Origin of the sequence: Treponema sp. UBA6852 (assembly GCA_002449305.1) — a bacterium.
Lineage (GTDB): Bacteria > Spirochaetota > Spirochaetia > Treponematales > Treponemataceae > Treponema_D.
Genome location: DKDI01000048.1, coordinates 63,969 through 88,945, shown reverse-complemented (window position 1 = coordinate 88,945; position 24,977 = coordinate 63,969). Strand labels below are relative to the sequence as shown.

The window sequence follows — 24,977 nt, the reverse complement described above, 5'->3', positions numbered from 1 at the left end:
AAATAAAATTATATTGATTCAAGTTTTGCACATCGTGGTGTTGTCAGACATAGGAGCGGAAACTAAGTATGTACAGCTTAGCGCAGTTTTCCGCTTGGTATATGCAGGCAAGCTTTTTCGCAATTTCTTCAAGCTGTTTTTCTTCTTGCGGATTTTCTATTATATTCAGCATGAGTTCCGCCAGTTCTTTTTCATCTGTTGCGTTTTCCACATAGTTGCACAGTCCTTGTGTTGCCTCAAAAAGAGATGTTTCTTTTGTTGAGATTACAGGAATTTTGCATATTGCGGCTTCAACAGGCGTGCGGCCGAATCCTTCAAATAAAGACGGAGTTACAAACAGCGCCGCATTTGCCAGTAGCCAGTTTCTCTCTTCGTCTTTTACACGGAACAGCAGTTTTACACGGCTTGAAATTTGGTTAGCCTGCATGTATTCTTGCATTCCATTCCAAATGCTATCTTCTCTGTATCCGCCGCAAAATACTAGATTTAGGTCTGTCTTGTCCTTTATCAGATTGAAGGCCTTTAATAAGGTCATTGGATTTTTCTTTTCAATATATGCATTCAAATCAAGAATATATTTTTTTTGTTCAAGCCCAGGAACTTTCTGCTGTCTTGAAACATCAAACACAATAGAGTTTGGAATTACAGGAATATCTTTTTTGCCTCCTGTTGTGTTTACAATGTCGTTTTTTGTGTAATTGCTTATTGTTATAAGGGAAGTTGTTTTGTCATTTATGAACTCTGTGAATTTTGCTGCTTCCTTTTGTGTGCCGTGGTGAATTCTGTAAATATCGTGGATAGTTGCGAATGTCTTTAGATTTGTCCGCACAAAAGTCTCGTTCATAGCATAAGGAAACCATATTGCTTTTGCGCCACATTTCTCTGCAATTTTTCTGAAAGCGCCGCATTTTTTTATAAGTTTTGTTGCGGTCTTTTTGCCCCTTGTAAGTTTGTAAAGAAGAGTGACGGGCCACCACTTTGCAGCAACAATTTTATAAGCCGGAAATCTTTCTTTAAAAAAATCAACATGGTTAAAATTAACAATAAGGCAGAAGTTGTCTGCCGCTCCAAGCTGGACAAAAGCGTCCAGTAAATCAGCTGTGAAGATTGAAGTGGAGTAGTTGAGTTTTTTGTTCTTTGCTTCTGAATGGGCAAAAAAAGTTGTGTCAATTGCAATCATGCGCATTCTCCTTTATGGGAGAACGCCTTAGACGCAAAAATTACTCTACTTCTGTACCCCCCCCCGTTGGTTTTTACAACACTGCTTTTATTAGCGTGAGTTTTGTATTCCTCAATTATTTTCTTGTAAATTGTATTTTCTTTTTGAAGGTCAGAGTCTTTTTTGAATTTATATGTCAGTTTATGAATGTCGGACATTCGTTTTAGCTGTTCCATTCGTTCTTTTGAATATTCTGTGAAAAGTTCACGCTGCATAATATGAGGCGGAACATCAGAAAAGAACGGAATTAAATTCCATTCTTTGTTATATTTTTCTGCGGCGAGTTTCATAAAAAAGTAAAAAATAAAGTAATGAATTTGGTAGTTGTATTTTTCCCAATATTTATAATGCAACTCTCTTGTTAAACATAAAATCGGGTTGTTTTTTTCTGCAGACAAAAACCAGCTTTGAGCTGCAGTTGCCGGGTCGTTTTTTTCATTTGTCTTAAATGCAAAAAGTGGTGTGTTAAAAGCATAGTTCGGCTCTGCCGTGCACAAAACAGTCGAGTCAATCCAAGTTCCGCCGTAAGTTATTAAAAGCTCAAGCCTGAGCAAGTCCGAAAAATGAGTGCGCGAGATAATTCCTTTTTTATATTTTTCCTTTATAAAATCCGGCATTGAAACATAATCCCACATATTTGATTCGGTGATTATATTTATTTTTTTATCCGGCATATTTTTGCGGACGCTTTCAAGACAGGCTTTTACAATATCAGGGGCATTTTCCTCTCCCTGAAACCAGCACCACCATATTACGTCTGGATACTCGTGCGCCTTGTTTTCTTTGATTTCATATTTATTTAAAAAGCCTGAATACTTATGCTTTAGGTATGTGTAAATAATCCAGTTCTTGTTTACCTTTTTTAGCTCCGGATCTTTTTCTTTTAATGTTAACTTAAACCATATAGAAAGAAATATATAGCGGATATATGCTTTCAATGTATCAAAAAATTCTTTCTGCTTATTTTCTTTTAGCAGAATTTTTGTCTTAGTAATTATATCTAACATTTTTCATTCCTTGCTAGCATTTTTGCGGCAGGCTTTCAATGTATAAGCTGTTTGTGCTTAGGTCTATTTTGTTATTCCAAAAGATATTGCTGTCAACAGAGCTGTCTTTGTCCCAGCAGACAGTTCCGTCAGAGTCCAAATATACCTGCTTGAATTTATTCCAGTCTAATAAAGTTTCAAAAACAGTGTTTTTCTTTATAAGAGGTTTTACATTGAAAATTCGCTTCTCTCCGTTATCGAATGTTAAAAGGAGTGTGAAATCATTATTTGGCTGAACATATGCGATTTTCCTTCTTCCTTTTACGAAGTACTCTGCCATTTTTTTGAGAACCCTTTTTTTATATACCAATCAATAGAACGTTTCAACTTACTGAAACTATATCATATGTATAGACAGAAGTCATCTTTTAATCCGCTTCTTGATAGTTTCTGCCAGCATTAAGGCTGTATCTGTCCGTAAAATCAGATTTGTAGCCGCATAAACTGCCATGCCTGAAATAATTCCAAGCAGAATTTGCAGAAAGACATTTTTTATAAGAAGAAGAATTGCAAAAACAGCGGCTGCCATAAAAATACAGGAAACGCAAATTTTTATAAAATTATTCACAAATCCCCTGTGCTTTATATGTTGTAAGCTGAAGAAAATTTTGTAGGCGGTTATAATTCCTTCTACAATAAAAGTAGAGAATGCCGCTCCAAAAACTCCCCACGCAGGAATCAGAAGACCGTTTAAGGTTACATTCACTATGCAGCCGATAATCTGCGACTGAAGCGAAACTTTTTCCATTCTTTGTGGGATAAGAACCATATTGTCTGCAAACGATGCCACTGCTATAAACACTATCACAGGCGACATTATAAGCATTGCCGGAAGTGCGGCTAAAAATTCTTCTCCGCTGAAAAGAAGTATAAGCGGTTTTGCCAGAAGCATTATTCCAATTGCGGACGGAAGTGAAAAGAATAGTGAAAAATTCAAAGCCTTTGAAACAATTTTCTGGTATTCGTCATTTTTGTTTTGTCCAAGATAATAAGAAGAGCGCGGCAGCAGTGTAGCAAGAATTGCTGTTATAAGACCGACCACAAGCCCCTTGATTTTATTCGCGGCAGAATAATAACCTACCGCGCTGTCGCTTAACATAAATCCGAGCATTACAGAGTCAAGGGCTGTATGAATCTTTGAGGCAACTGACATTCCAAAAAAAGTAAATATCGGTTTTAAGTGCCGTTTGATTTCTATAGCTGTTTTTTCAAAAAAGTTTACAAACTTTCGTGCATAGAAGATATTGCAGATGTTTGAGCCTACGCTTGAGAACACTCCCATAAAAGCATAGGCGACATAGTCATCAGGAGTGCGCACAAAAACAAAAAGCATAACAAGACTTATGAGCTGGAAGATAACAGAGCGCACTGTCACATATTTATATTCTTCTTGCACATTAAAAATCCAGTCCACACCAATTGTGGTGAATAGAATTTTTGTGGAGCATACGATAAGAAGAACTCTGTATTCAGAAAATTTGCTGACAAATACAAGTGAAATAAAAAGGAGAATGTAAGAAAATGCAGTAGAGATAAGATTTATAGTAAGAATTTCGCGGAATATCTTGTTCAAGGCATGCCTGTCATCACGGACACGTACAGCTTCGCGTGCAGCATACGAAAAAATTCCAAGGCTTGCGGCAAGTGTAAAGTATTCTATTACAGAATTTGCGAAATTTACTTTTCCAATTCCTGCCGGCAATAAAATTCTTGAGGCATAAGGAAAAGATATAAGCGGAAAAGCAAGATTCATAAGCGCTTTTATAAAACTGTAGACAGCATTCTTTTTTAGAGATTTTTGCACCATTTTACTATTATTATTTTACTCCATTTTCTTATACTTCTATCGATTCTGCCGTTTTATCAGATAAAACAGACTGTTTTTCCCAATAAAACACTTTGTTTTACCAAGAAAAACACTCTGTTTCTTTTGGTAAAACTTTTTTCTCTATTTTTAATAGCTCCAGTCATAGTCTTCTGTGAATCTTTCGTATTTGATTTCTGCCTCGACTCCGTGTTTTTTGAAGATTTTTATGAATATTTGCTGGTCGGACGGGAAAAGAGGCTTCTCGCATCTGTAGAACTGATAGTATTTTGTTCTTCCGTATTTTAAAAGAAGCTCTTTTTTTATTTCCACGGCTTTTTTGCTGGGAATATCATCAAGAATATTCTTTGTGCCCCAGGCAAGTTTTATTTTCTTGTCTGTCTTAAAATAGGGACATTCCTCATTTTCCTTTGGGAAAAGCATCGGATTTAAAACGTAGATTCCAATGTCATTTTTTGTTAGCTGCCTGTAGCAAAGCTGCCTGAGGCAATGTTCAGACTTTTTGCAGGCTGAGTTTGAGCATAATTTATATTGTTCTGGAGGTACAAGGTTCATTGCGACTATTATACACTAAAAAATGCGTAAAAAGAAGCTACTCTTCCACAATCTTCCATTCTGAAAGGTTTCGTTCTCTAATATGAGAATTTTAGTGTCTAATAATAAACTGCCAGTAATACAAATGCGGGAAAAAGTGCATAATTTTTTGCTTTAGAGAAATGGGGGTTAGTCTTTTTGCATATTCGCAGAATATTTTTTCGTTTTCCCTTTTTAATGCTTTGCCTATTATATTTAAACAGATTTTTTGATTGTAATCTAAAGACGAAAGGTTTCCATAACCATATTTCTTGATAATAAATTCTTCTATTTTTGCAATTCCGATGGCAAAATATAATTGCTTTTCTTTATTTGCATTATTTGAAATTGAAGTTGAGACGATTCTGTAAGCAGCGAGAGTTTTTGCAAAATATTTGCATTTTTTATGAAATGAAATGGAAAGCCATGTTAAATGGTCAAATGTCACAAAATTATTTTCAATCCAGCTGTCTATATCACAATATGACAAAAAGTCTGATTTTCGAAATACAACGGAGCAAGCGCCTTGAATTCCATTATTTCCTAGAAGTTTTTCGTACCATCGATTTGTATTCCGTATATGCGTGTTTATGCAGGGGGGGTGATTGTGTTGCCATTTTCATCAATATTTCTAATGTCGCCAGCAACTATTCCATAGTCATAATTATTTTCAAGAAAATCTATCTGCATTTGAAGCTTGTTTTTATCTATCCAATAATCATCGCTTTCCAAAATTGCTAAGTATTTTCCTTTTGAATATCCAATTAATTTCTTGTAACTTTTTAAGAGGCCCTGATTTTCTTTTTCTGTTAGCAAGAAAATTTTGTCTGGATATTTTTTTGCATATTCTTGGGCAATTTTCAATGTGGTGTCAGTTGACTTGTCATCATGGATTAATAATTCATAGCGATAACTTGTTTCTTGAGCGAGAACAGATTCGATTGCTTGTGAAATATATTTTTCATGGTTGTATGTCGGCATTAATATAGAAACAATTGGACTGTTATTCATTTTTTATCCTAGAAATATTTTTCCTCAATTTTCTTTTTCAAATTAAAATATCCTCTTGAATATTCAAACTCTTCATACTTCTTTATTCCAAGCCTATGAAGAGTTTTTTTTATGCCCCATAAAAATCTTGTCTTTCCTTTGTAGCGGTGAACCAAACGGCATTTTTTATCAAATAATTGTTTGTATAGTTTTAGCCACAAGGAAGTAAAAGGACACCGCGATTCAAATGTCCATGGCTTTCTTCCGGAGCAAAAGTGGATTATCACAGGATTTTCAACGGCTTCTTTTATTTCTGTGTTAAATAAAGCAGGATAATTGTTTTCATTTTCATAAAGATGCTCATAAACATTATATTTTATATGGCAAAACTTTACTGTTCCGTTAAGGATTTTATTCAGCGCATCCTGATCGTGCCATACACAGACTTTCTTATTGTTCAAAACAAAACCAATACATTTTTTCTGAATATTATTTTTTCTCCAGTAGTCAACATTTATCAGAAGAACTCCAGCTCCAAAATATCCATTCTTCATTGGATAATTTAATCTTTCAAAACATTCAGAATCACAGGTTCGTTCATCGTGAGCAGCTGCAAGCGAAGAGTCTTTTAAATCAGTTTCGTAAAGTGGGCGCAAAGAATCGGTACAGATTATGTCTCCGTCAAGATAAAGAATTTTCTGGACACTATTTGGCAGGAGACTTGGAATAAAAAGCCTTAAATATGTGGCAAGTGAAACATGATTTTCCTTTTTTATTGTTGAATAAAACTTATCAATTATTGAACTTGTTAAGATGCAAAAACAAATCTGGGATTTTGATGAATATTTAAAAACTGTATTTTGTAAAGCCTGTTTGTTTTTTTCTGTTAATGACTGCGATAAAATATAAAAAGAAATTTCCTCGTCTTTGTTTGTGAGCAGAACTGTCATTATTGCGATTGAAGTTGCCTTTACATAATTGTCATCAGTTGCAAAACATATATTCATCACTTTTCTATTCCAATAATACTCTTCCTGAAATCTGCATACTTTTTTATCTTGAGTGTGTTCAAAATCAATTTTATGCACCATTTTATTCTTTCTGCGCCTTTGTTCTTGAACTGCAAACGGCAGTTTTTTTTGAATGTTTTTTTATAGCTTTGCCGCCATAGTTTTTTGAAGGGCGAGTTGCATTCTATATGCCAAGGCTTATATGTCGCACAATAATGAATCAGGCAGGGAGTTTTAATTGCGCTGTCAATCTTTGGATAATATTTTGAATCTATTTTTAGCTGGTTTTTGTCAAAAAGAAAGCCTTGCGTAAGATTGTACTTGAAATCTGCAAAGTCAACTGTTCCTGCAAGAGTTACATTGAGCGCATCTTGGTCATGCCATAAGCATTTTTCTTTGTTGCTGAAAATATAATTCAAAGTCTTGTTTTGAAAGTCATTTTTCCGCCAATACTCAAGATTTATTAGGATTACCCCTGAATTAAAATAGCCGCAGTCTTTTGGATATTCCAGCCGATTAAAAATCTCTTCATCATTGTTCCGCTCATCTATTACAGCTGAGCAAGATTTGCTTTGTATAGCTGCATTGTAAAAATCCAAAATAGAAGATACACAAAGAATGTCGCCGTCAAGGTAGAGAATTTTATTTATATTTTTTGGCAGGATTGACGGAAGAAAAATCCGTAGATATGCAGATAAAGAAACATGGTCGCCTTTCTTTATCGGGCAGTCTTTTAGAATATCTTTGTTTGCTGTGATAATTTCTATTTTTGCCTGCTTATTTCTCTGTTTTGAAAAATCCTCTATTGTTTCTATATTTTTTTGAGACAGTCCTGTTGTAACAATAAAAACTGAAAAAAAAGAATCCGAATTATGTTGCAAAACAGAATTAATTGTTACCAAACTAGGAAGAATAAAATTATTATCAGAGCATAAAACGAGATTTAATGATTCCATATTTTCCACAAAAGTACAGATTTATGGAAATCTAAATAAATTCCTTTGCCTTTTTATGAAATGTTGAAATTGGCATTTTACATAATGCAGAAGCTTCTCTTAAAACTATTTCTTTGTTTTTCCATGCCTCTACAGCTTGCAGAAAAAGTTCTGGCAGTTTTACCTTTGGTCTTCCAAATTTCACACCACGTTTTTTAGCAGCTTCAATACCTTCTTTTTGTCTTTTTTTTATGAATGTACGTTCTGTTTCCGCAACATAGCTTAAGAGTGACAGAACCAGATCGCTTATCAACGTTCCAAGCAAGTCTTTTGAACGTCGTGTGTCCAGCAGAGGCATATCAAGGACAACAATGTCAGATTTTTTTGTTTGTGTTATTATTTTCCATTGTTCGATTATTTCTTTGTAGTTTCTTCCAAGCCTGTCAATAGACGTGATAAATAAGACTGAATTTTCATCAAGCTCGCCAATCAGTTTTTTGTAATTTCTTCTGTTAAAGTCTTTTCCAGACTGTTTATCCAAATACAACTTTGAATCTTTTATTCCAGCTTTTTTCAATTGAATTCTCTGCCTGTCCTCATTTTGCTCTCTTGTGGAAACCCGCATATAACCAAAATATTTTGTTTTCATTTTTATATTATCTTTCTTGAATTTATTTCTTACAAAAACTTTTTTTTATGCTACATTATGATAAAACTAGAGCAGGAAGTTACAATGAGAATCTATCATGGCAGTTACTGTGCAGTCATAAAGCCTTTGATTATTAGCTCTTCCAAAAATAAAGATTTTGGAGACGGATTTTATTGCACTGTAATAAAAGAACAGGCTGAACGCTGGGCAAAAAGATACGATACAAAAGTCGTTTCCTCATATCACTTCTTAATTAATGAAAAATTGAAAATTCTTGAATTCAAAGAAATGAATGACCAATGGCTTGATTTTATCGCATCATGCAGAAGTGGACAAAAACACAGTTACGACATTGTAATCGGTCCTATGGCTGACGACCAAATATATAACTATGTCTTTGACTTTCTGGAGGGGAATATCTCAAGGGAGCAGTTTTGGGCATTGGCAAAATTTAAGTATCCGACAAACCAAATTTGCTTTTGTTCAGAAAACTCCCTGTCATGCATAAAATTTATTGAAAGCTATGAGGTAAAATAATGGAGTACAGAGAATCAAAAAGCGAAAACGATTTGTTTTATTTATGCAGCCTGATTGAATGTATAAGCAGAATTTCAAAGAATGAGAAAAACATTGTAATAAAATCTCTTGGGATGGAAAACTTGAAGAAAATTTATGAGCTGGCAGATGTTTATCATTGCGAAAACATAAAAGATGTGGCTATGGAGTTTATAAAAAAGCTAGGCATAAAAACAGGAAGCTACGACACAGAAAAAGATGTCCATTTTGAAATTCCATCAGTGTTTGATATTGGCAAAGTCTACAAAAGGCTGATTCTAGTTCTTATGAAAAAAGAAAGTCTTGACCTATTTACTGCGATGGTCAGAATTTTCACTTCAAAAATATGCAAAAAAATCGAGGATTTCAATTCCAGCCTATACTACGACACTCCTGAGAATATCTATCTTTTTTATAAGTCTTTATAGCTACCATTAAGTTGTTAGACAATATCAGATAATTATGCTATAGTATTTCCATAAATCTGTACTTTTGTGGAAATAAGTTTAATGCAGCAAATTAATATTGATGAATTAAAAACAATACAATTATCTATACTTGATTATATTCATACTTTTTGTATGAAAAATAATATAAGGTATTCTTTGTGCGGAGGAACATTAATTGGAGCGGTACGTCACAAGGGCTACATTCCATGGGATGATGATATTGATATAATTATGCCACGTGCTGATTATGAAAAATTTTGTTCCTCTTTTAACTGTAATACGAATTATTCAAAATTTAAAGTTTTAACTTGTTTTAATGATAGGCAATATTTTCAGCCTTTTGCAAAAGTTGTTGACACACAAACTAAACTTGTTGAGTCTTATGACAGACCTATTGATAATCTTGGAGTTTACGTTGATGTTTTTCCTGTTGACTTTTTGCCGAATAGCTTTATAGAAAGAAAAAAATATTGGAAAAAAATCTTTAAGAAAAGAAATTTTGCAACAGTAATTTATCAGAAAAGAAATAAAAACGAAGGTTTTGTAAAGCGAATTTTCAGAATTGTTCTTTTTTATTTATTTAGATTTCTTCCTGCAAATATTTTCGCAAAAAAAATAAACAAATTTGCGACAAAAAAATATTTTTCATCTGATTATGTAGCTTGCTCGGTTTTCGGATATGGAAAGAAAGAAGAAATGCCGAAATCTGTGTTTAATTCTTGTTTTGAGTTAGAATTCGAGGGAAAAAAATATAATGTTATGTGTGGTTACAAAACCTATCTTAAAAACATTTATGGCGACTACATGAAACTTCCTCCTAAAGAAAATCAGGTGCCAAAACATGATTTTAGAGCTTATTGGAAATAAAATATGAACATAGCTTTGATAATTGCCGGCGGAGTAGGAAACCGCATGGGGCAGGATATTCCAAAACAGTTTATAAATGTTTATGACAAGCCTGTGATTATATATACACTTGAGGCTTTTCAAAAGCATCCAAATATAAACGAGATTTATGTTGTCTGTCTTGAAGGCTGGCATGATATTCTCCGGGCTTATGCAAAACAGTTTGAAATCACAAAGCTAAAGGGGGTTTTTAACGGTGGGGCATCTGCTCAGGAGTCAATTCGGAACGGCATCATGGAAATCAAGGCTTCTGATGATGACATAATAGTAATCCATGATGGGGTCCGTCCTCTTGTGGATGATTTTGTCCTTTCAGATGTAATCGCTAAAGCTCAAGAATTTGGAAATGCCGTAACTTCCATGCCTTATAATGAGCAGATTTTTGTAAAACAAACTGAAGAAACAACAGAAAAATATATTCCTCGTGATACTTTGCGCAGGGTTTCAACTCCGCAAGCCTATAAATACTCAAAACTTATTTGGGCTTACAAAAAAGCGTTTGAAGAAAATATCGGAATAGGAAATTCAAGTTACACAAACACGATGATGGTTGACCTTGGAGAGACTCTTTATTTTGCAGCCGGCTCTGACAGGAACATAAAGCTCACAACGAAGGACAATCTTGAGATTTTCAAAGCGTACCTGAAAATGGAAAAAGATGGGTGGCTGAAATGAAAAACAACGGATTGTATCAGGAAGACATAAAAAGCGTTCTCAATTTGAATTGTAATTTTTTTGAATTGAAGAAAAAAACGATTTTGATTACAGGCGCAACTGGCTTAATCGGATCTGTACTTGTTGATATGTTTGTTTTTCTTTCTAAGACTTATAAGTTAGATTTATATTTGCTTTTAATTTCCAGAACGGCGGAAAACTTCTCTGAAAAATTTGAAGATACTTTTATTCAGCACATAAAATGCGATGTTGCAAATGAAAATTTAACAGAAAAGATTCCTTTAGATAAAAAAATCGATTTTATATTTCATCTTGCTTCAAATACTCATCCTGATGATTATTCAAAATATCCAATTGAAACGATTCTTATAAATTTTAATGGGACAAAAAGACTTTTAGACATTGCTTCAAAAAATCTTCCGTGCCGGTTTATACTTGCTTCCTCAGTTGAAGTTTACGGAGATGATAAGGAAAAGCTTTCTGGTGGATTTAAGGAATCAGACTTTGGATATCTGGACTGCAACACAATGCGTGCCTGCTACAATGAATCAAAGAGAATTTCTGAAACTCTTTGTCAGGCGTATAAGGCAGAAAAAGACTTCGATGTGGTTATCGCCCGAATTGCCCGTTCGTATGGTGCGACTTTAAAAAAGAATGATACAAAGGCTTTAAGTCAATTCTTGCGCTGCGGTTTGAATAACGAAAACATAATCTTAAAAAGCAGCGGAGAACAGTATTTTTCTTACATTTATTCTTCAGATGTCGCCTGCGCTCTTGTTTTTCTAATGCTGAAAGGCAAATGCACAGAGGCCTATAATATTGCGGATAAAAAATCAAATATTCATTTAAAAGACTTGGCTAAACTGGTTGCAAAAAATTGCAACGTGCAAGTTGCTTTTGATATTCCAGAAGAAACTGAAAAAGCCGGGTATTCAAGATCTGTAAGGGCGATTTTAAATACAGAAAAAATAAATACCTTAGGCTGGTCTGCAAAAGTCAGCATTGAAGAAGGAATAAAAAGAACAATTAAGATTCTTCAAGATAGGAATTACTTTTTTTAGCCTAAAAGTTATACTTTATTCTCAAAGCCCCATAGCTATTTCTGTAACCACTTCCTTTTTCTTTTTTGTATTCAGAATTTATAATCCATGAAGTATTGAATTCTGCGCCTATAAGAAATGACTGAGTTACAAAATATTGTGCATTGATTCCATAAGTTCTTATTGCTTTATAGCATCCCCACTGATCATGTTGCTTTTTTTCTTTATCTAACCAGTCTTTGTCTTTTGTGTTTACTCCGAAATTGTTTAAATAATTTGTGTCAGGTCTGTTGTAATGCAAAAAGAGGGTAACGCTTCCTTTTGAGAAATGTGTACGGAGCGCAATGTACTGACTGTTTCCAAAATATCCGCTGCCAGCTCCGAGTATCTGTCCCCTTTGTGTATACCCCTGAGCTATAAGACTATGAGAATAATACCCCATATAGTTCCATTGAAGCTGAAAATCCTGAGACATTTCAAAGTTGCTCCACTCAAATATAATTTCTGGTCTTATGTTAAACTTCTGAAATCTTCTAAAGAATGAAAGTTCCTTTTTTGCCCCAACAGTATAAATTGCTGTGTGAAAAGGATTTGCGAATCCTCTTGCATTATAGTCGTCAACTCCAAGCTCGCCATAGACTTCAAATCCTACAGTAGGGAAGAGCAAGTCTGCACCAAAAGAAGCTTTTTGATCTTCGAACTCGTTTGAATCATAAAGAGGATTTAAATATTTTGCTGATTTTTCATCCCAACGTGCAAGGCTGATTTTATTTATTGATAGCGTAAGTTCCGGCAAAATAGACGGTGAGTATGCGACTGAAAATCCTGTAAGCTGGCGATGGTCGTTTGTGCCGTCGTTGTCAAAATAGTCTGATTCTGTCAAATACCCAAGCCAGGCTCTCCCTTCTATTTCTCCAATATACCAGTTTGTGTATGGCATATAGACTTTTGTTTTTCTTAGTCCTATGTCGAATTTCGGATATGTTCCTGCATTGTTGCTTCCAAGCATTGGATTGAGCCAAGCCGATCCTAGCCACGGAGACTGAAATCCAAAGCCTGCTGTAAAATTATTCCATGAATAGCGGATTTCTGTGTCGCCCCAGTCAAATGTCCAGAATGAAGAGTCTCCATAACGCTGTACAAGATCTATGTTGCCTTTCCAGAAATATGAATATTCGCTGCCATAAACTCCTGGCATATAATCAAATTCCCTGTTCTGGCTCCAGCTTAACTGCGGCTTGAATGTCAGCTCCAGTCCGTAGGCTTCAAGTCTTGCGCCGGCTGTAAGGCTTGTGTTGTAGCCTTTTCCTTGCCAGAGCGCACCGTCGTTTTGGCCGTATGGGGCTTTTGTGTTATAGGAATTGAACCATTCTGGTCCGTAGAGCTTGAGTTTTACGCTGCGGTCAATTCCTGCTGTAAACCAGTTTGTTTCTGTTGTGTCAGATTCATACAATGTGCGCTTTGTTCCGAGATTGTTGTCTTTCCAAAGATGATTTTCGTCCGTAATCTGCCATTCGCTGTCGCTTAAAGTGCGGTAGTTGAGCGTAGGGCGTTCTGCCTGTCCTGTAAGGCTTAAAAAGTCGTAGTATTCTTCTTCTGTTGATTTTAGGGCTTCCTGGGAGAAAAGGGATGAAACAACAGAAAGTACAATTGGCATTATAAAGTTGATTTTTTTCATGTGCATATTATAGCTTTTTTGGAGTGATAGAATCAACTGTAAATTTTCTTACAAACTTAAAAAATTGAAGTTTTTCTATTGACATAATTTATTCAGCTTGATATAGTATTATCACGCTTTGCAAAAAGCAATGCGGGGATGGTGGAATTGGTAGACACGCCAGCTTGAGGTGCTGGTGGCGCAAGCTGTGCCTGTTCAAGTCAGGTTCTCCGCACTTAAGGACTGCTAGATTGCAGTCCTTTTTTTATGCCTTGAATTGCTGTTTCAACTAGAGAAAACTTCTTGCTATTTTTTTTGACGGGTTTTACAATTTCAGCATGAATGCAAAAAAACTTTCGCTCCTTATAAATGCCGCTTCTGGAAAATGCGAGGCGGAGCTTGTAATAAAAAATTGCCGTGTTGTAAACCCAATAACGCGGACTGTAAAAAATGCGGACATTGCCGTAGAGCAGGGCTTGATTGCCGGTATTGGCTTGTACCGTGGAAAAACTGAAATTGACGCGCACGGGCTTTTTGCGGTCGCAGGACTTATAGACTCTCATGTTCATATAGAATCTTCAATGTGCACACCAGAATCTTTTGCGCAGCTTGTAGTTCCAAAAGGAACGACAACGGTAATTGCCGACCCTCACGAAATTGCAAACGTCAGCGGCTCTGAGGGAATTCACTTTATGATTAATTCTGCGCGCCGGGTTCCTCTAAAAGTTCATTTTATGATTCCGTCCTGTGTTCCCGCCACTAGCTTTGAAGATTCCGGGGCTGTTCTTGATTCAGAATCAGTTGAAAATCTTTTAAAAGAGCCTGAAATTTTGGGACTTGGTGAATTGATGAATGCGCCCGGAGTTTTTTCCTGCGATTCTGAAGTTCTGGAAAAAATATGCGAAGCAAAAAATGCTCAGAAAATTATAGACGGACATGCGCCTGGCTTGAATGGCTTTGCTCTGAATGCGTATTCTGCGGCAGGAATAAAAACTGACCATGAGTGCAGTTTTCCGCAGGAAGTTTTAGAGCGGCTTGAAAACGGAATGTATGTTCTTTTGCGTCAAGGTTCTGCTGCTCAGAATTTGACGGAAATTCTTCCTTCTGTAACAAAAGAAAATTCCAGAAGATGCGCAATGTGCACAGACGACAAGCATCCACAGGATATAATTGAATTCGGGCATATAAACGCAAATCTTAGGCTTGCTGTAAAAAACGGCCTCGACTGTTTTACGGCAATTGCAATGGCGACTGTAAACGCTGCGGAATGTTACGGCTTGAATGATGTTGGTCTGATTGCGCCTGGATATTCTGCGGACATTGTGCTTTTTGATAATCTTGAAGACTTTAATGCTGAAAAAGTTTTTATAGACGGAAAATTAGTTGCGGAAAACGGAAAGGCTGTTTTTGAAATTCTAAATAGGGTAGACAAGGCTGTAACTCATTCAGTTCATATTAAGCCGTTTATAATAGAAGATTTAGCAATAAAATTGAGTTCTGAAAAAGCAAAAGTCATAAGCTTAAAAAATCATGAGCTTGTAACTAAATGCAAAATTCTAAATGTGAATTTGACAAACGGAATTTTTGACTGCAAAAAAAATCCGCAGATTCAAAAACTTATTGTAATGGAGCGGCATAAGAAAACTGGCAAAATCGGAAAAGGACTTATAGAAAACTACGGAATCAGCGGCGGAGCGATTGCCACTACAATTGCCCATGATTCCCACAATATTATTGCCGCGGGAGACAACGACAACGATATTTTTGTTGCTATAAATGAGCTTAACAAAATGGGCGGCGGAATTATTCTTATAAAAAATAAAAAAGTCATTGGCTCTTTGCCTCTTCCGATTGCGGGCTTGATGTCTGACAAGAGCTTTGTGGAAGTGAGCCAGACTCTGAAAAATCTTTTGGAGCTTGCTTGGAATGAACTTGGAATCAGCCGTGAAATTGAACCTTTTATGACACTTTCATTTTTGAGCCTGCCTGTAATTCCTGAAATAAAGCTTACTCCGCGCGGACTTTTTGATGTTTGCAAATTTAACTTTACGCCGATTGAAGCTGACTGATAATTTTTGTCATTTGTATTTTTCTAAATTTTTGATTATATTATAGTTTATGAAAAAACAATCAAACGAAAAAGAAATTCTAGGACTTCCAGCTGAAACTCAGCTTCCTTTAAAACTTAATATTCTTCCTATTGGCGGCCGTCCGATTTTTCCGGGAATTTTTACGCCGCTTATGATAAATAATTCCGAGGACATAAAAGTTATCGAAGATTCTTTGGCAGGCGACGGTTTCATTGGAATCGTCATGTTAAAAGAGGACAAAGAAAATCCGACTGTAGTTGATCTTCATAAAGTTGGAACTGTTGCCCGCATTATAAAAAAAATAAATTTGCCGGATGGCGGCGTGAATGTTTTTGTTTCAACTTTGCAGCGTTTTAAAATCCGCAAGGTCTTGAACAGCTCAAATCCTATTGTTGCGGCTGTTGAATATCTTGAAGACGAAGAGGACAATACTTTTGAAGTCAAAGCTCTTACGCGCGCTCTTATAAGCGAAATGAAGGAAATCAGCGAAAACAATCCGATGTTCAGCGAGGAAATGCGCCTTAATATGGTGAACATTGATCATCCTGGAAAAATCGCTGACTTCATTGTTTCAATTTTGAATATTGACAAGGAAGAACAGCAGAAAGTTCTTGAAATGACAAATGTCCACAAAAGAATGGAGCAGGTTCTTGTCTTTATAAAAAAAGAGCAGGAAATTTTCCGTGTTCAGAAAAAAATTCAGACTGAATTAAATGAAAAAGTTGAAAAAAATCAGCGTGAATATTTTTTGCGCGAGGAAATGAAAAGTATTCAGGAAGAACTTGGAATTGCCGGGGATTCAAAGACAAGCGACTATCAGAAGTTCAAGTCAAAAATAGAGTCATTCAATTTTAAAGGCGAGGTTAAAGAAGCTTTGGATAGCGAGCTTGAAAAATTTCATTTGCTTGATCCGCATGACCCTGACTACAATATGAGCCGCAATTATCTTGAAACGGTTTGTTCTCTTCCGTGGAATGACGAGCCGCTTGAAAACTACAATATTGAAAAAGCTTCAAAAATTCTTGAAAATGACCATTATGGTCTTGAAGATGTAAAAAAAAGAATCATAGAATATCTTGCGGTTCGTATGCTCAAAAACGACGGAAAAGGTTCTGTGCTTATTTTGGTTGGACCTCCGGGAGTTGGAAAAACTAGCGTTGGACGTTCAATTGCAAATGCTATGAACAAAAAATTTTTTAGATTCAGCGTAGGCGGCGAGCATGACGAGTCAAAGATAAAAGGCTTTAGACGGACTTACATTGGTTCTATGCCGGGGCAGATTATCGAAGGCTTGAAAATTACAAAGTCGAAAGCTCCTGTTTTTATGATTGATGAAGTTGACAAAATGAATGCAAGCGCGCAGGGAGATCCTTCAGCCGCATTGCTTGAAGTTCTTGACCCTGAACAAAATTCAACTTTCCGCGACAGCTATTTGAATTTACCGTTTGATTTGAGCAAGGTTTTCTTCATTCTTACTGCGAATACTTTAGACACAATTCCTCGTCCTTTGCTTGACCGCGCTGAAATAATTGAACTTTCAGGCTACATAGATCAGGAAAAAATTGAAATTGCGCGGAAATATTTGCTTCCAAAAAATCTTGTTAAAAACGGATTCAAGAAAAATCAAGTGAAATATTCAAAACAGGCTTTGGCTTTGATTGCAACAGAATATGCAAGGGAAGCTGGAGTCCGCAATTTTGAAAAGTGCATTGATAAGATAAACAGAAAACTTGCTGCCGTGGAAGTAAGCCAGCTTGAAAAAAATGGAGCATCTGATTCTGCAAAAATTGGCGAGGCTGTTGCAAAGAAAATTTTCAGCATCGATATTCCAGAAGTCAGAAAATATCTTGGCAAGGCGGTTTTTGATGAAAGCCAGATAAAAACAGCTTCTGTGCCTGGAACCGCAATTGGTCTTGCCTGGACGAGCATGGGCGGCGACACTTTGCTTTTGGAGTCAATTGCGATAAAGTCTTCTAAAGGCGGGCTTCAGCTTACAGGACAGATGGGCGATGTCATGAAGGAAAGCGCGCAGATTGCCATGAACTGGAGCCGTTTGTTTGCAATAGAAAATAAAATCAAGGACAGCAAGTGGTTTGAGGAAAACACAATTCATCTGCATATTCCTGAAGGTGCAACACCCAAGGACGGACCTAGCGCAGGAATTACAATGGCAGTAACTTTTACTTCGCTTTTAAAGGGAAAGAAAATTAAGCCGAATCTTGCAATGACAGGGGAGCTTAGCCTTACAGGGCAGGTGCTTCCGATTGGCGGACTTAGGGAAAAAACTGTCGCTGCAAAACGCAACAAGATAAAGACGATTATAATTCCAAAAGCGAATGTCCGCGACCTTGATGAAATTCCAGAGCACGTAAAAAGCGGAATAAAATTTATTCCAGTGTCCCATGTTCAGGAAGTGATTGACATTGTCTTTTAGTGTATGAAATTTGCTTTCGCTTTTTTTGCCGGATTTTTTGTTCTTGTTTCTGCTTCGTTTGCTTTTCCGTTTAATTCAAAGCTTTCGGAGCAGGAACTTGATTCAGCTTTAAATGGTGAAATTCTTATTCGGAATATCAGTTCGTACAAAAATATTTGTCTTGATGTGGAAAATGCGGAAATAAATTCCTGTCTTGATGAACTGAAAGACTTGAATCCGCGTTATTTTGTTGAAGTTCTTCAGATTAGGAAATCAATCGATGGCGATGAGGTTATAAAAAAGCTTTCTGAGCTTCTTTCAAATGTTGAGTCTTATACAGAAATTCCTTATTATTCGGAGCGGCACAAGATTACAACTCCGCTTTATTCTTACTGCAAAATTCTTTCTGATTTTCAGTCTGGCGAAATTCACAATTTTACTGTTGATATGGAAATGCCTCCTTTTGAAGTTTATACTGCGGAAATTTCTATAAAGACAGATTATGAAAATTTTCTGCTTTATAAATCAAAAAACTTAAATGATATGGCTTGTGTTTCTTTTGTGCGTGTAAAAGAAAATAATCTTAGATCTGTTGTTGCAGCCTTTAGATATAATGAATATTGGATTATTTATGGAATTGGAGCGGCAAAAGCACCAAAAATAAAATTTTTTACGCATAGAATTGAGGTCGCCTTTATTTCTCGAGTAAAATCCTTTTGCTCTTTTGCGACATCTTTTTTAGATTGAATCAATAAAATTTATAAGTATAAGAAAAGCCGTTTGGAATTTTCCAAACGGCTTTTGTAGCTTTGTTCTTAAAAATTGCTTTCTATTTCTTGAAAGCTTCAGCAACTGCAACTGCGCAAGCTACTGTGCAGCCTACCATCGGGTTGTTGCCCATTCCCATAAAGCCCATCATCTCGACGTGTGCCGGAACAGATGAAGATCCTGCGAACTGAGCGTCTGAGTGCATACGACCCAATGTGTCTGTGAATCCGTAGGAAGCAGGTCCTGCTGCCATGTTATCAGGGTGCAGTGTGCGTCCTGTTCCGCCGCCTGAAGCTACAGAGAAGTAGTTCTTTCCTGCAAGGAGGCGTTCCTTCTTGTATGTTCCCGCAACCGGATGCTGGAATCTTGTCGGGTTTGTGGAGTTTCCTGTGATTGAGACATCGACATTCTCGTGCCACATGATTGCGACTCCCTCGCGCACATCGTCAGCACCATAGCATTTTACGATGAGGCGGTCAGGATTGTTTCCGTAAGGAACTTCCTTTACGACTGTAAGAGCTTTGTCAGTTCCGTTTCCGTTGAAGTAGTCGAATTTTGTCTGAACATAAGTAAAGCCATTGATACGGCTGATAATCTGCGCTGCGTCCTTTCCAAGACCGTTCAGGATTACGCGAAGCTTGTTCTTACGGACCTTGTTTGCGTTCGCAGCGATTTTGATTGCGCCTTCAGCGGCTGCGAAAGACTCGTGTCCTGCAAGGAATGCGAAGCACTGTGTCTCCTCGGAAAGAAGACGTGCTCCAAGGTTTCCGTGTCCTAGGCCTACTTTGCGGTCATCGGCTACTGAGCCTGGAAGACAGAATGCCTGAAGTCCTTCACCGATTGCGGCGGCGGCTTCGCTTCCTGTCATGCTTCCGGCTTTCTCACCCTTTTTGAGAGCGATTGCAGAGCCGAGGACATAAGCCCATTTTGCATCTTCAAAACAGATCTGCTGTGTTGACTGGCAGATTTCATAAGGATCAAAGCCCTTTGACTTGCACAGATCGCGCGCTGCCTGAAGTCCGGCCTCTCCTTCCGCGAATCCGTATTCCTTGAGAGCCTTGTTTACCTGAGGAATGCGACCTTCAAAATCTTCAAATAATGTTGCCATTGTATTCCTCCTTATTCCTTTCTAGGGTCGATTAGCTTGACCATACCCTGATCTTCTGTAACGCGTCCGTAGTGTGTGCGTGCCTTTTCAATCGCTTCTTTCGGATCTGTTCCTGCCTTGAGAGCGTCCATGAGCTTTCCGAAGTTGATGCAGTTGTATCCGATAATCTGGTTGTCCTTGTCAACGGCGCAAGTCTCAACATATCCTTCTGTCATCTCAAGATAGCGCGGACCAGTCTTGCGTGTCGCGAACATTGTTCCGACCTGTGAGCGCAGGTTCTTTCCGAGATCCTCAAGAGATGCTCCGACTTTGAGACCGTCCTTTGAATATGCGGACTGAGTGCGTCCGTATACAATCTGAAGGAAAAGCTCGCGCATTGCTGTATTGATAGCATCGCATACAAGGTCCGTGTTAAGGGCTTCGATGATTGTCTTTCCGATGAGAATTTCAGAGGCCATAGCTGCCGAGTGTGTCATTCCTGAGCATCCGATTGTCTCGACAAGAGCCTCCTCGATAATTCCGTTCTTGACGTTGAGAGTCAGCTTGCAGGCGCCCTGCTGCGGTGCGCACCAGCCGATTCCGTGTGTGAAACCGGAAATATCTTCCTGAGTCTTTGCCTGAACCCATGCGCCTTCCTCAGGGATGGGAGCAGGTCCGTGATAAGCACCTTTTGCCAACGGGCACATGTGCTCCACTTCTGCAGTGTACTTCATACCGTTTACCTCGAGATATGTAGAAATATGAATCCGGCTAAAAATGTAAGCCTGCCGGAATCTTGGCGGAAATTATATCACTTTGAAAACGGAAATTCAATTGCTGGAATATGCGTTGCTCATCCATTGCTCACGCTTTTTAAGAAAGTCAATCATATAGTCAACTTCGCTTTCGTAAGTTTTGCGATTTTTCCAGCCGGGAGCGTGAGGCCATTGCCGTTTTCCAAGATTGTGCCAGACAGAATCATTCAGCATTACAAAAGGCTTTACATTTTTTGACTCGTTTTCAATCCAGGTGAATGAGCCAAGAAGTTTTACTTTGGTTTCGTTCCATCGTTCTGTGACTTTGCCTGCAAAATATTCATCTTCAAAAAGCCGCTTGTACCATTGGTCTTGGCTCACCCAAAATCCTTCTGGATCTTGGCAACCGTCATAGCTTATGTTTCCGCATGAAATATCCATGTCCCAAAGCGGTCCCATAAAAATTTTCTTTACCTGTGAATCGTAATAAAAATAGCAGGAAGCCTGAAATTTTGCATCGTGGTTTTTGGTAAATTCGTTTATAAGATACCAGTCAACAAAAGAATCTTCATCAATTACACTTTGCCAACCTTTTTCCGCAGATTTGAAATCAGGTGAAAAAATCACATCTTCGGCATTTTGTATTATCTGCTCCATCTGCTTGTATTCAGATTCGGATTTTTGCTCCATCCGTATGCTGATTTTTGTTCCACGTGATGTGCGGAAATTCCATTCCTTGTTAAGCCTTGAATTTACAGTTGCGAGAAATGAGCCGTTTGGAAGAGAAAGCTTTTCATATTCGATTTTTTCTGTAACTTGATAAAGTCCGTTGAATTTTCCGTTTATAAAAACTGCGGCAAACCTTGCATCTGGAGTCCACTTCATTTTGTTCCAGACATTTCTTGCAAGAAAATATGAATATTCGTTTCTAAGCGAAGTTTTGTCAGCAGTGTTTGCCATTAAAATCCATTTTTTTGACTGTTCCATTCCAAAAAGTGGAGCAGGCTTGTTTAGTTTTAGAAGGTATGGTCTTTTGTAAAGTTCCCTTGTCTGCCATGTTGTGTTTCCGTGTCCGCGGATTTTGCATGAGCCTGAAAGACCTTCTGCTTCATACATTGCCGTAACATAGTTTATTTTTGAATTTATTTTTTTCCCTGCCATCGTGTCAATGTGCATTACAGGAAGTCCTATTTCTTCGCATTTTTCAGGCGTAATCTGATTTTTTGATGAATTTGAAAACATCAGAATTAAAAGAACAGAAAGAATTGCTAGAATTGTTAAATGCAAAAAAGAGTTCGATTTTAGTTGCATATTTTTTTTATACCATTATTTGCAGTTTTCTTCAACTTTTTAACTGTTTTTACCCCCCCCCCGGATAAAGTTTTTCTCTTGACAATAAAGTATAATAGTTGTAATATCAGATTTAGTTACCGTCTGTTCGTTAACTGTCAGTTTTACAAGGAGCTTTATGGGCAAAAAATACCGCCACGAGTTTAAGTATCTTTCTCCTGAAATCACGCTTTCTGCGATTGAGCAGCGGCTGGACGCGATTCTTCCGCGCGACAAGAACGCCGGAGAGAAGGGCGAGTACGCAATCAGAAGCATTTATTTCGACGACATTTTCAACACGTGCTATCTTGAAAACGAGAACGGCACAGACCCGCGCGAGAAATTCAGAATCAGAATCTACAACTGCCAGAAAAATAGAATTTCGCTTGAATTGAAGAGAAAGGAAAACGGAATGTGTCTGAAGACTTCCTGTCCGGTTAAGCTTGAGACGCTCGAGGAGATTATGGCGGGAAAAATCCCTGACTTTACGGGCGAGACTCCTTATCTTCTTAAAAAGCTGATTTGCCAGATGCAGTTCCGCGCGCTCCGACCCGTTGAGATTGTCTCCTACGAGCGAGTTCCTTTTACTTATGACGACGGAAATGTGAGAATCACTTTTGACAGGAATCTTCGCTCTTCAAGCAACATCGGGGATTTTTTCAACGAGGATGCGGCTTTCCGCTCAATCTTTCCGTTCGGAACGAATATGATTGAGGTGAAGTACGACGAGCTTCTGCCGGATTTTATAAACGAGGCTCTCCAAACAAGCGCGCTGCAGTGGACTTCGTTCTCAAAATATTACATCTGCAGAAAGTTCGACATTCAGGGGCTTCGCTGCGGATTCAGAGCTTAAGGTGCAACACTTTATTTAATTATTTATAGAAAGCAAAAAGGAGTTTTTATGGGATTCAAGGATATTTTTAAGAAGTCGTTTATTCAGGGATTCACGAGATACGACGCGACGCCTGAGAACATCATTGTTGTGTTTTTGATTGCGGCGTTTTTCGCGCTTTACATTTTCTTTGCGTACAGGCTTTTGACGAGAAGGACTTTTTACTCGAAGTCGTTCAACATCGCGCTTCCGGCCCTTGTTCTGATTACAGCCGGCGTTATCCTTACGATACAGTCGAGCGTTGTGATTTCACTTGGTATGGTCGGCGCGCTTTCTATCGTGCGCTTCAGGACAGCGATTAAAGACCCGATGGATTTGGTTTTCCTTTTCTGGGCGATTTCAACCGGAATCATCTGCGGAGCGGGGCTTGCCCAGATTTCCTGCGTTCTTGCGTTTGTCCTGACTGTCGCGCTTTTTGTTTTTGACCGGCTTCCTGTGGCAAAAGCTCCAAAAATCCTTATGGTGAGCGGAAGCGGCTACGAGCTTGAAGAGAAAATCATGGCGATTGTTAAGGAATTCTGCAAATACTACACTGTGAAAAGCCGCGCGCTTTCAAACGGAAAAGTGAATCTCGTTGTTGAAATCCGCTCGAAAGACGACTCCGCGCTCTTGCAGAAAGTTGCGGGTACGGAAAATGTCGCCTCTTCGACAATTCTTGCGCACGACGGCGAAGTTACATATTAGATTCAGTTTTGTACTTTTATTGCAATGTTTTAACTAGGAAGAGCGGAAAATGAAAATTATTCACGGAATAAGAAGATATTCGTATGCTTTTGGTCTTTCGCTCTTCTTGCTTGCGTTTGGAGCTCTTTTTGCATTTCTTATTTCTTCTGACAGAAAAATTACACTTTCTGAATGTGAAAAACTCGGGTTTCCGATTCTTGAAATTTCCACAGACAAACTTAAGGAAATAAAAAGCAAGGAAAAATATGTAAAAGCTACTTTTACGCTCAAAAATTCTACAGAATATGAAGAGATTTCAGGCAAATGCAAGCTGCGCGGACACGGAAATTCTACTTGGAAAACAACTTTCACGCAAAAAAAGCCTTATCTTTTAAAACTTGAAAGTCCAGCAAGTCTTCTTGGAATGAAAGGCGCGCGCAAATGGATTTTGATGGCAAATGCTGCCGACCGTTCAATGCTCAGAAATTATTACGCCGAATATCTTACGCACAATGTTTGGAACAATATGCGGTGGAATCCTGAGTCTCGCTATGTAACGCTTTTTATAAATGGAAAATATCGTGGACTTTATGGAATAACTGAAAAAGTTGAAGTTGTAGAAAATCGCGTTGAGTTTGATAGCGAAGGCTTTCTTGCTGAAATCGACAGCCATTCAGGACGGCCGTACTCTTTTTCAACTAATTCAAGGCTGAATTTTAATATTCGTTCACCAAAATCGACTTTGGAAAATTACAAGAAATGGGCGGCAAAAATTGAGTCGCTTGAAAAGCTTCTTTATTCAGATGATTGGAATGAAGTTGATGGATACAAGAAGTATTTTGACATGGATTCGTTCGTTGATTGGTACTTGCTTGCGGAATTCTCCAAGAACTACGATGCGAATTTCTACAATTCGATCTTTATGAACTATGATTATTCGACGGAAACGCTTTATATGGGACCTGCATGGGATCACGACATCGGATTTGGAAATACCTCAAAAAGCACAACTACTCCAGAAAGCTATGGTTCGCTTTTAAGTAATAATGCCTGGATTCAGATGTTCAACTTTTTCGATCCTCTAAAGAATTCATCTGCGGCAAAAGACTATGAAGGATTTTTAATTAACCAGGGCAGCTGGTACAACAGAATGTTTGGTGATGACGAATTTGTTGCCCTTGTAAAAAAACGCTGGGTGGAGACAAGAGGTCAACTAAAAGATTCCTTTGAATGGCTCCGTGAGCAAGGTGAGTTTTTGGATGAAGCCGCAGAACTTAATGATTCTGTATGGCACATAATAGGAAGCGCAAACTGGCCACGCGCGCCGGGCTACCGCTCAAGAAAGACTTACAAGAGCGAAGTTGATTTTCTTGTAGACTGGTGTGAAAAAAGATTCGAATGGTTCGATATGATTTTTATGGAATAGATTCAATTTTGAGTTTTTTTTGTTT

The 24,977-nt window shown here is 37.7% G+C and carries 25 protein-coding genes and 1 tRNA gene; 12 read left to right on the top strand and 14 right to left on the bottom strand.

The features are described 5' to 3' along the window. Positions 1-43 precede the first annotated feature (43 nt). The 10 genes from B3209_RS11220 to B3209_RS11175 all read right to left on the bottom strand — a co-directional run bounded on the left by B3209_RS11220 (position 44) and on the right by B3209_RS11175 (position 8,247). Positions 44-1,180 carry a glycosyltransferase gene (locus tag B3209_RS11220; protein WP_296690667.1) on the bottom strand — a complete coding sequence of 379 codons (1,137 nt, stop codon included), beginning with the start codon at positions 1,178-1,180 and terminating at the stop codon, positions 44-46. Then, positions 1,177-2,226: a capsular polysaccharide synthesis protein gene (locus tag B3209_RS11215; protein ID WP_296690663.1), complete on the bottom strand. Its 1,050-nt coding sequence runs from the start codon at positions 2,224-2,226 to the stop codon at positions 1,177-1,179. Before B3209_RS11215 ends, B3209_RS11220 begins: the two co-directional genes overlap by 4 nt. 13 nt (positions 2,227-2,239) lie before the next feature. Continuing rightward, entirely contained in the window at positions 2,240-2,575 is a 336-nt protein-coding gene (locus B3209_RS11210; protein WP_296690661.1) for a DUF2442 domain-containing protein, read from the bottom strand. Positions 2,576-2,626: 51 nt separating this feature from the next. Then, positions 2,627-4,072 carry a flippase gene (locus B3209_RS11205; RefSeq protein WP_296690659.1) on the bottom strand — a complete coding sequence of 482 codons (1,446 nt, stop codon included), beginning with the start codon at positions 4,070-4,072 and terminating at the stop codon, positions 2,627-2,629. Positions 4,073-4,219: 147 nt separating this feature from the next. After that, on the bottom strand, positions 4,220-4,645 hold the full coding sequence (locus B3209_RS11200) for a DUF6078 family protein (RefSeq protein ID WP_296690657.1): 426 nt from the start codon (positions 4,643-4,645) through the stop codon (positions 4,220-4,222). A 91-nt stretch (positions 4,646-4,736) separates the two neighbouring features. Continuing rightward, positions 4,737-5,111, bottom strand: coding sequence for a hypothetical protein (locus B3209_RS11195; protein ID WP_296690653.1), 375 nt, complete (start codon positions 5,109-5,111; stop codon positions 4,737-4,739). Between the two features lie 140 nt (positions 5,112-5,251). Next, positions 5,252-5,674, bottom strand: coding sequence for a glycosyltransferase family 2 protein (locus B3209_RS11190; protein WP_296690651.1), 423 nt, complete (start codon positions 5,672-5,674; stop codon positions 5,252-5,254). Between the two features lie 8 nt (positions 5,675-5,682). Beyond that, positions 5,683-6,660 carry a glycosyltransferase family 8 protein gene (locus tag B3209_RS11185; protein WP_296690649.1) on the bottom strand — a complete coding sequence of 326 codons (978 nt, stop codon included), beginning with the start codon at positions 6,658-6,660 and terminating at the stop codon, positions 5,683-5,685. Then, on the bottom strand, positions 6,660-7,619 hold the full coding sequence (locus tag B3209_RS11180; protein WP_296690647.1) for a glycosyltransferase family 8 protein: 960 nt from the start codon (positions 7,617-7,619) through the stop codon (positions 6,660-6,662). Before B3209_RS11180 ends, B3209_RS11185 begins: the two co-directional genes overlap by 1 nt. Positions 7,620-7,650: 31 nt before the next feature. Continuing rightward, on the bottom strand, positions 7,651-8,247 hold the full coding sequence (locus B3209_RS11175; protein ID WP_296690645.1) for a recombinase family protein: 597 nt from the start codon (positions 8,245-8,247) through the stop codon (positions 7,651-7,653). An 84-nt stretch (positions 8,248-8,331) separates the two neighbouring features. Between B3209_RS11175 and B3209_RS11170 the strand changes: the two genes are divergently transcribed. From B3209_RS11170 to B3209_RS11150, 5 genes are all read left to right on the top strand, one after another. Next, the gene (locus B3209_RS11170; protein WP_296690643.1) at positions 8,332-8,784 is read left to right on the top strand and encodes a DUF3990 domain-containing protein; all 453 of its coding nucleotides are present in this window, start codon (positions 8,332-8,334) and stop codon (positions 8,782-8,784) included. Then, complete coding sequence (locus B3209_RS11165) at positions 8,784-9,230, top strand: hypothetical protein (protein WP_296690639.1); 447 nt, start codon at positions 8,784-8,786, stop codon at positions 9,228-9,230. The genes B3209_RS11170 and B3209_RS11165 overlap by 1 nt, the downstream gene beginning before the upstream one ends. Before the next feature lie 66 nt (positions 9,231-9,296). Next, complete coding sequence (locus B3209_RS11160) at positions 9,297-10,118, top strand: LicD family protein (RefSeq protein ID WP_296690638.1); 822 nt, start codon at positions 9,297-9,299, stop codon at positions 10,116-10,118. Positions 10,119-10,121: 3 nt separating this feature from the next. Beyond that, the gene (locus tag B3209_RS11155) at positions 10,122-10,832 is read left to right on the top strand and encodes an IspD/TarI family cytidylyltransferase (protein ID WP_296031894.1); all 711 of its coding nucleotides are present in this window, start codon (positions 10,122-10,124) and stop codon (positions 10,830-10,832) included. After that, entirely contained in the window at positions 10,829-11,893 is a 1,065-nt protein-coding gene (locus B3209_RS11150) for an NAD-dependent epimerase/dehydratase family protein (RefSeq protein ID WP_296690636.1), read from the top strand. The genes B3209_RS11155 and B3209_RS11150 overlap by 4 nt, the downstream gene beginning before the upstream one ends. Position 11,894: 1 nt before the next feature. Here the strand turns inward: B3209_RS11150 and B3209_RS11145 are convergent, their stop codons facing one another. Then, a complete protein-coding gene (locus B3209_RS11145) occupies positions 11,895-13,550 on the bottom strand; it encodes a hypothetical protein (RefSeq protein WP_296690635.1) in 1,656 nt (551 codons plus the stop codon). Positions 13,551-13,682: 132 nt separating this feature from the next. Between B3209_RS11145 and B3209_RS11140 the strand changes: the two genes are divergently transcribed. From B3209_RS11140 to B3209_RS11125, 4 genes are all read left to right on the top strand, one after another. Next, a tRNA-Leu gene (locus B3209_RS11140) sits at positions 13,683-13,764 on the top strand. A gap of 103 nt (positions 13,765-13,867) precedes the next feature. Next, positions 13,868-15,598: an adenine deaminase gene (gene ade / locus B3209_RS11135; RefSeq protein WP_296690633.1), complete on the top strand. Its 1,731-nt coding sequence runs from the start codon at positions 13,868-13,870 to the stop codon at positions 15,596-15,598. 49 nt (positions 15,599-15,647) lie between these two features. After that, on the top strand, positions 15,648-18,053 hold the full coding sequence (lon, locus tag B3209_RS11130) for an endopeptidase La (RefSeq protein ID WP_296690631.1): 2,406 nt from the start codon (positions 15,648-15,650) through the stop codon (positions 18,051-18,053). Positions 18,054-18,056: 3 nt separating this feature from the next. Next, on the top strand, positions 18,057-18,779 hold the full coding sequence (locus B3209_RS11125; RefSeq protein WP_296664889.1) for a DUF6675 family protein: 723 nt from the start codon (positions 18,057-18,059) through the stop codon (positions 18,777-18,779). 82 nt (positions 18,780-18,861) lie between these two features. Here B3209_RS11125 and B3209_RS11120 read toward each other — a convergent pair whose 3' ends face one another. The 3 genes from B3209_RS11120 to B3209_RS11110 form a co-directional block, all read right to left on the bottom strand. Beyond that, positions 18,862-19,908, bottom strand: coding sequence for a GGGtGRT protein (locus tag B3209_RS11120; RefSeq protein ID WP_295798744.1), 1,047 nt, complete (start codon positions 19,906-19,908; stop codon positions 18,862-18,864). A gap of 11 nt (positions 19,909-19,919) precedes the next feature. Beyond that, complete coding sequence (locus B3209_RS11115; RefSeq protein WP_296090936.1) at positions 19,920-20,621, bottom strand: iron-sulfur cluster assembly scaffold protein; 702 nt, start codon at positions 20,619-20,621, stop codon at positions 19,920-19,922. Between the two features lie 96 nt (positions 20,622-20,717). Further along, entirely contained in the window at positions 20,718-21,884 is a 1,167-nt protein-coding gene (locus B3209_RS11110) for a CotH kinase family protein (protein WP_296690629.1), read from the bottom strand. A 226-nt stretch (positions 21,885-22,110) separates the two neighbouring features. On the opposite strand from B3209_RS11110, the gene B3209_RS11105 reads away from it, so the two are divergent. Genes B3209_RS11105 through B3209_RS11095 form a run of 3 tightly spaced genes read left to right on the top strand, consistent with a single transcriptional unit; the run spans position 22,111 to position 24,952 of the window. After that, the gene (locus B3209_RS11105; RefSeq protein ID WP_296664894.1) at positions 22,111-22,824 is read left to right on the top strand and encodes a polyphosphate polymerase domain-containing protein; all 714 of its coding nucleotides are present in this window, start codon (positions 22,111-22,113) and stop codon (positions 22,822-22,824) included. A gap of 48 nt (positions 22,825-22,872) precedes the next feature. After that, positions 22,873-23,547, top strand: a complete 675-nt coding sequence (locus B3209_RS11100; RefSeq protein ID WP_295798727.1) for a DUF4956 domain-containing protein — start codon at positions 22,873-22,875, stop codon at positions 23,545-23,547. 49 nt (positions 23,548-23,596) lie between these two features. Further along, on the top strand, positions 23,597-24,952 hold the full coding sequence (locus B3209_RS11095; RefSeq protein WP_296664896.1) for a CotH kinase family protein: 1,356 nt from the start codon (positions 23,597-23,599) through the stop codon (positions 24,950-24,952). Positions 24,953-24,977: the final 25 nt, after the last annotated feature.

Bases quoted from the DNA above. Each gene is read 5' to 3' on its own strand.
- B3209_RS11220 (WP_296690667.1), bottom strand. From the start codon at position 1,180: ATGATTGCAATTGACACAACTTTTTTTGCCCATTCAGAAGCAAAGAAC.
- B3209_RS11215 (WP_296690663.1), bottom strand. From the start codon at position 2,226: ATGTTAGATATAATTACTAAGACAAAAATTCTGCTAAAAGAAAATAAG.
- B3209_RS11205 (WP_296690659.1), bottom strand. From the start codon at position 4,072: ATGGTGCAAAAATCTCTAAAAAAGAATGCTGTCTACAGTTTTATAAAA.
- B3209_RS11200 (WP_296690657.1), bottom strand. From the start codon at position 4,645: ATGAACCTTGTACCTCCAGAACAATATAAATTATGCTCAAACTCAGCC.
- B3209_RS11190 (WP_296690651.1), bottom strand. From the start codon at position 5,674: ATGAATAACAGTCCAATTGTTTCTATATTAATGCCGACATACAACCAT.
- B3209_RS11185 (WP_296690649.1), bottom strand. From the start codon at position 6,660: ATGAATATATGTTTTGCAACTGATGACAATTATGTAAAGGCAACTTCA.
- B3209_RS11180 (WP_296690647.1), bottom strand. From the start codon at position 7,619: ATGGAATCATTAAATCTCGTTTTATGCTCTGATAATAATTTTATTCTT.
- B3209_RS11175 (WP_296690645.1), bottom strand. From the start codon at position 8,247: ATGAAAACAAAATATTTTGGTTATATGCGGGTTTCCACAAGAGAGCAA.
- B3209_RS11170 (WP_296690643.1), top strand. From the start codon at position 8,332: ATGAGAATCTATCATGGCAGTTACTGTGCAGTCATAAAGCCTTTGATT.
- B3209_RS11165 (WP_296690639.1), top strand. From the start codon at position 8,784: ATGGAGTACAGAGAATCAAAAAGCGAAAACGATTTGTTTTATTTATGC.
- B3209_RS11155 (WP_296031894.1), top strand. From the start codon at position 10,122: ATGAACATAGCTTTGATAATTGCCGGCGGAGTAGGAAACCGCATGGGG.
- B3209_RS11150 (WP_296690636.1), top strand. From the start codon at position 10,829: ATGAAAAACAACGGATTGTATCAGGAAGACATAAAAAGCGTTCTCAAT.
- B3209_RS11145 (WP_296690635.1), bottom strand. From the start codon at position 13,550: ATGAAAAAAATCAACTTTATAATGCCAATTGTACTTTCTGTTGTTTCA.
- ade (WP_296690633.1), top strand. From the start codon at position 13,868: ATGAATGCAAAAAAACTTTCGCTCCTTATAAATGCCGCTTCTGGAAAA.
- lon (WP_296690631.1), top strand. From the start codon at position 15,648: ATGAAAAAACAATCAAACGAAAAAGAAATTCTAGGACTTCCAGCTGAA.
- B3209_RS11125 (WP_296664889.1), top strand. From the start codon at position 18,057: ATGAAATTTGCTTTCGCTTTTTTTGCCGGATTTTTTGTTCTTGTTTCT.
- B3209_RS11120 (WP_295798744.1), bottom strand. From the start codon at position 19,908: ATGGCAACATTATTTGAAGATTTTGAAGGTCGCATTCCTCAGGTAAAC.
- B3209_RS11115 (WP_296090936.1), bottom strand. From the start codon at position 20,621: ATGAAGTACACTGCAGAAGTGGAGCACATGTGCCCGTTGGCAAAAGGT.
- B3209_RS11110 (WP_296690629.1), bottom strand. From the start codon at position 21,884: ATGTTTTCAAATTCATCAAAAAATCAGATTACGCCTGAAAAATGCGAA.
- B3209_RS11105 (WP_296664894.1), top strand. From the start codon at position 22,111: ATGGGCAAAAAATACCGCCACGAGTTTAAGTATCTTTCTCCTGAAATC.
- B3209_RS11100 (WP_295798727.1), top strand. From the start codon at position 22,873: ATGGGATTCAAGGATATTTTTAAGAAGTCGTTTATTCAGGGATTCACG.
- B3209_RS11095 (WP_296664896.1), top strand. From the start codon at position 23,597: ATGAAAATTATTCACGGAATAAGAAGATATTCGTATGCTTTTGGTCTT.